The sequence below is a fragment of the Dickeya sp. MK7 genome (assembly GCF_000406305.1).
Lineage (GTDB): Bacteria > Pseudomonadota > Gammaproteobacteria > Enterobacterales > Enterobacteriaceae > Dickeya > Dickeya fangzhongdai.
In genome coordinates this window covers 1-778 of record NZ_AOOO01000057.1, presented here as the reverse complement: position 1 = coordinate 778, position 778 = coordinate 1, and the positions used below count along the sequence as shown (strand labels likewise).

Here is a 778-nt window from a genome sequence, read left to right as displayed (position 1 = left end):
TCGCCGTCAGCGTGCCGTCGCTCTGTATCTGCCCGCCGTTACGCAGGCTGGCCGCCGTCAGCAGCAGGCTGCCGGACTGCCACCCGCCGTCGTTCTCCACCGTGGCGGCGTTCAGTACCGCCGCCCCCTGCGTCAGCAACTGACCGGTGGCGCTGTTGGCGAGGGTGTCGCGGGCGGTCAGCGTCAGCGCCGACAGGCCGAGCAGTTGGCCGGCGTTGCGGACCGTATCCGCCGTGGCGTCAATCGCGCCGGACTGCCAGCGGCCCTGATTGTCCAGCACGCCCGCCGTCAGCCGGCCCGCGCCGTTGCTCAGCCACTGGCCGTCCGCCCGGTTGCGCGCCGTGCCGGTAATCGCCAGCGTCAGCGCGTCCACCCCCAGCAGGGTGCCGCTGTTGTCAAGCTGGTCTGCCGTCACGCTCAGCGTCTGCCCTTCCAGCCGCCCGCGGTTGGTCAGCGTGCCGGGCAGGGTCACCGTCAGTGCCTCCACCCCGGTGACGGCGCCGCTGTTGGTCAGTGGCCCGCCTTCAAGCGTGACGCGACCGCCGCTCAGCGTACCCCGGTTGTCCATCTGCTGTCCGGTGACCGCTATCGTCCTGCCCTGCCAGTTGCCGCCGTCGTTGGTGAGGGTGTTGCCGCGCAGGCTCAGTGCGCCCTCACTGCTCAGGCTGCCCGCGCCGTCGTAATTGCCGCTCAGCGTCAGCGCCCCCTGTGAGGCCAGCTGTCCGCCGTTGTGCAACTCACGGCCATCCACCGTCAGCGCCCCGCGCACCGACAGCCC

General features: G+C 71.5%; 1 protein-coding gene. It reads right to left on the bottom strand.

The window, feature by feature from the left end; genetic code table 11:
• The coding region (locus DXXMK7_RS00070; RefSeq protein ID WP_038917310.1) for a hypothetical protein at positions 1-778 on the bottom strand (778 nt) is incomplete at both ends.